This window comes from Thermomonas sp. (assembly GCF_025993755.1).
Taxonomy (GTDB): Bacteria; Pseudomonadota; Gammaproteobacteria; order Xanthomonadales; family Xanthomonadaceae; genus Thermomonas.
Genome location: NZ_JAMQHN010000077.1, coordinates 1 through 3,933, shown reverse-complemented (window position 1 = coordinate 3,933; position 3,933 = coordinate 1). Strand labels below are relative to the sequence as shown.

3 protein-coding genes and 1 tRNA gene are annotated in these 3,933 nt (G+C 69.2%); all 4 read right to left on the bottom strand.

Translation table 11 applies throughout. The features are described from left to right. Nucleotide 1: 1 nt before the first annotated feature. Nucleotides 2-83: transfer RNA gene (locus tag Q0X16_RS05235), tRNA-Leu, on the bottom strand. A 48-nt stretch (nt 84-131) separates the two neighbouring features. Beyond that, complete coding sequence (gene secG / locus Q0X16_RS05230; RefSeq protein ID WP_297831515.1) at nt 132-614, bottom strand: preprotein translocase subunit SecG; 483 nt, start codon at nt 612-614, stop codon at nt 132-134. 193 nt (nt 615-807) lie between these two features. Beyond that, nucleotides 808-2,709, bottom strand: a complete 1,902-nt coding sequence (recD, locus tag Q0X16_RS05225) for an exodeoxyribonuclease V subunit alpha (RefSeq protein ID WP_297831513.1) — start codon at nt 2,707-2,709, stop codon at nt 808-810. Beyond that, a partial coding sequence (locus Q0X16_RS05220) for a PD-(D/E)XK nuclease family protein (RefSeq protein ID WP_297831510.1) occupies nt 2,706-3,933 on the bottom strand: 1,228 nt, incomplete at its 5' end. The genes recD and Q0X16_RS05220, both read right to left, overlap by 4 nt.

The following is a 3,933-nucleotide window of genomic DNA, read 5'->3' as shown; positions in this document are numbered from 1 at the left end:
GTGCCCAAGGGGGGACTCGAACCCCCACGACCTAAGCCGCTACCACCTCAAGGTAGTGCGTCTACCAATTCCGCCACCTGGGCAATTCGTTGCGATGCGCGCCCTGCGCATCTTAAATCAGTCTCCGGTTCTCAGCGGCCCTGCGCCGGCGCTGCGGGAGAAGGCGTGGCCGGCGCCGGTTCGGAAGCGGCCGGGGCCGCTGCCGGCGCGGTCGCCGCAGGGGCGGCCGGAACGGCAGCCGCAGGAGCCGCTGCCGCCGGTTGCGCCGGCGCGGTCGGAATCTGCGGGCCGGCAGCCGGGGCCGGAGCGGCCGGAGCCGTCGCCGCAGGCTGGCCCATGACGCCCAGATCCGGTGCACCAGCCGGACCTTGGCGGTTCGCCTGCCTGCTTGCATACATCGCCATGCCGAGGCTGATGACGAAGAACGCCACCGCCAGCCACTTCGTGCTCTTGCTCAGGAAATTGGTGGACCCCCGGGCGCCGAACACGGTGGCGGAAGCGCCGCCGCCGAAGCCGGAGCCCGCCTGTGCGCCACTGCCCTGCTGCAGCAGCACCAAGGCGATGATCGCGATGGCGATCAGCACGTACAGCACGTTGACCAGTTGCATCAGCATGAAACCATGTCCTTGAAAATCAAACCGCCATGACAGCGGCGAGCAAGCCGAAAGCCCGACTGGGGCCGCCGACCGGCTCTCGCCTTGCCGGACTTGTCTCTGGAGCCAGAAACAATCCGACATCCAGCCGGTCATTGTAGCACTTCACGCAGCGAACTTGCCTCGGCCTTGCCGAAGCCGCACCCCGGCGCCATCACCCCGACCGGGCCCGGATCCGTTCAGCCAGCCGGCCATGGCGCAGCATCGGCTTTGCGATGGCCCTGCGGATCGAGCCCTCGGTCGCCCACAGTTCCACCGACAACCTGGCCCGGGACAGGCCCGTATAGAGCACCTGCCGTGCCAGCAAGGGGGCGCTCTGCTCGGGCGGCAGCAGCACCGCCACGTGATCGTATTCGGAGCCTTGGCTCTTGTGGATGGTCAGCGCGAAGGCGTCTTCGTGCGCCGGCAAGGCATTGGGATCGAACAGCCGCATTCGCGTGTCCTCGAGTCTCGGCGGAACGTCCGCGTCCGGAACCGCCTCGTGCGCGCCCTCGAACACGACCTGCAGCAGCGGTTCGGCTCCGTTCCTCGCGACAAGCACGCATAGGCCGACATCGCCGTTGTACAGACGCGCGGCGTGGTCGTTCCGGGTGACGATCACGCAGCGACCCGGGTACCAGTCGCTTTGCTTCCAGCGTTCAAGAGCGTCCCAGCTGCGCAGGCGGGCGGCAATGGCTTCTGCTGCCTGGATCGAACCGAACCTGCCCTCGCGCAGGGCGCAAAGCAGCTGCTGGCGGCGCAGGACATCCAGCCGACCGGCGAGCGCTTCCTGATCGGTCGCCGCGACCGGCTGCGTGATGTCGGCGGCCCCCAGTGCGCGCCGCAGGCCATCGGCCCACGCGCGCAGCCGCTGTCGCAGCTGGCCGGCATCCGCGACCTCATGGATGGAGGCGCCAGGATGGCCCGTGGCCACAACTTGTTTGCCGGCATCGACCAGCGCGTCCTCGAATGCCGCGACATCGCCGGCACGCACGGCCTCGTTGACCGGCACCAGCCGACGATCGGCGCGGAAGCAATGGGCCAACCGGACCAGATCGCCGCGCGGGTCGGACTCCAATGCCTTGACGATGTCCATCATGATCGAGCCAGTCCCCACCGAGGTGAGCTGATCGGCGTCGCCCACCAGCACCAGCACGGCCTCGTCGCGCAGTGCCGTCAACAGCGCGCGCAGCAGGCCAAGGTCGAGCATGGAGGCTTCGTCCACGATCACGACGTCGGCCGGAAGCCGCTCGCCGGCGTGGAAGGCAAAGCCACCGCGGCGTCCGCGGCTGCCGAGCAGGCGATGCACGGTGCCGGATTCGGCCGAGACGACCGCCTCCAGATGCGGCATCCACGCGCTGCCGATCGGGCAGGCTCCCCCGCACAGGCGCGCCTTCCCCTGCAGCAGGGACAAGGCAAGCCGCTGCGCAGCCTTGCCGGTGGGCGCGGCGAGGCGAATCAGCGGCAGCCGTCCGGCGGCCGCTTCGTGCTCGCGCGACAGGCCCATCAGCATGCGCAACACGGTGGTGGTCTTGCCGGTGCCGGGCCCGCCGGTGAGCACCATCAGGCGCTTGCCGATGGCCTGGCGCACGGCGTCACGCTGGCGTTCTTCCTCATCCACCCGACTGCCGTTGAACAACGCCAGAAGATCGTCGTCGGACAGTGGACACCGCGGTACGGAGGCAGCGTCGCGGCGGGAGGACAAGGCCTTGGCCACCTCGACTTCGGCACGGTGGTTGCGCAGCAGATAGAGATGGCCGCCATCGAGCACGAACGGGCGTCCCGCTTCCGGCGCCGCACCCTCGGCAGCGACGACCGCGACCAGCGGACTGTGCGCCAGCGCTTCCACGCGGTGCGACGACCCGTCTTCGGCCAGCTGCGACAGCGGCAGCGCGCTGTGGCCGCGACCTTCCGCGAGGCTGGCCCAGGCCGCGGCGTTGGCCGTGGCCGCGTCGCCCCCGTGGGCGATCGCCCAGCGCCAGACGGCGCGATCAAGCGGGCGCCACGCCTCCGGCCAGCCCGATTCGGGATGGGCGGCGCCAAACCCGAACGCGCCTCCGGCGCTGCGCGCGTTCATGCGGCCTCCCGCAGCGGCAAGCCCAGCACCGCCTGCACGGCGTCGAGCAAGCCGTCGCCGAAACGATGGCGCCAGACCCCGCAGGGGGTTCCGTCGGGAAGGCTCAGGCCGGTCGCACGGATGAACAGATACCAGCAGTCGCCCAGATGTTTCTCACGCCGGTACGCGGCGCCAAGACGCGAGCGCAGGTAGCGTTCGACCGCGACGGTATAAAGCAGCGCCTGGAACCGATAGCGGCTCTCGCGCATTTCCGTCTCCAGCGCTTTCGGTGCGTAGTCCTCCAGGCGCGGACTCTCGGGGCCGGACAGCCGGTTGCCCTTGTAATCCAGCACGTGGTAGCGGCCACCGCTGGCAAACAACAGGTCGATCTTGCCGTTCATCACGCCCGCCAGCGTCTGGTCGCGCTTCGGCACCAATCCCGGCTCGCCGTTGGCCTCGCAGGCCTTGCGCAATGCGCGCAGCGTGGTGCCATCGAGCAGGTAGTTGAACTCCATCTCGGCACGCATGTCGCCCGCACCAAGATCCGACAACCTCGGGCCAGGCGGCTCGTCGGCACGCATGCGCAGCGGCGTGTCCAGTACGTCCTGCAGACGCCGTGCCAGATCCCGCGAAAACCGCGCCTCTTCGACGCCACGCAGCCGCACGCCGTGCTCCTTCAGCGCGGCCAGCACGTCCATTTCCGAAATCGATTTGCCCGGCACGCGGCGTTCGAACAGCGCATGCACGGCGTTGCCGAAATCGACGCCGGCCACTTTCGCCAGCGCCTCCAGCGCGTCGTGCGTGGTGGAAGCGATCGGCAACTCCGAAAGCGTCTCGCCCCCGGCATCGATTCCAGTGTCTTCCCCGGATCCTGTCGGTTCCTCATCCTCGGCCGATCCCGCATCTTCCGCCATCGACGGGTGACCGCCGCCAGACAGCGTGGTAAAGCTGTGACGCATCGGCATCGGGCCGGAGGGCGCGGGCGGGAGCGGGCGGGCGCTGCGGCTGCCGTCCTTCTCCGTTCCGGAATTCCAGATCAATCCATCGTGGGCCTCCCAGCCCTCGGCGTGGCCGATCCGTTCCTGCGCCGCGGACGCGCCTTGCCACAGCTTGAAGACCGGAAGCGCATTGATCGGCGCTTCCGTCGCCTTGATCGCTTTGCCGCTGCCTGCGGAACTGGCATCGCCCTGCGGCAGGATCAGGGCGTGGCAGGCATGGATGGCGCGGGTCAGCGCCACGTAGAGC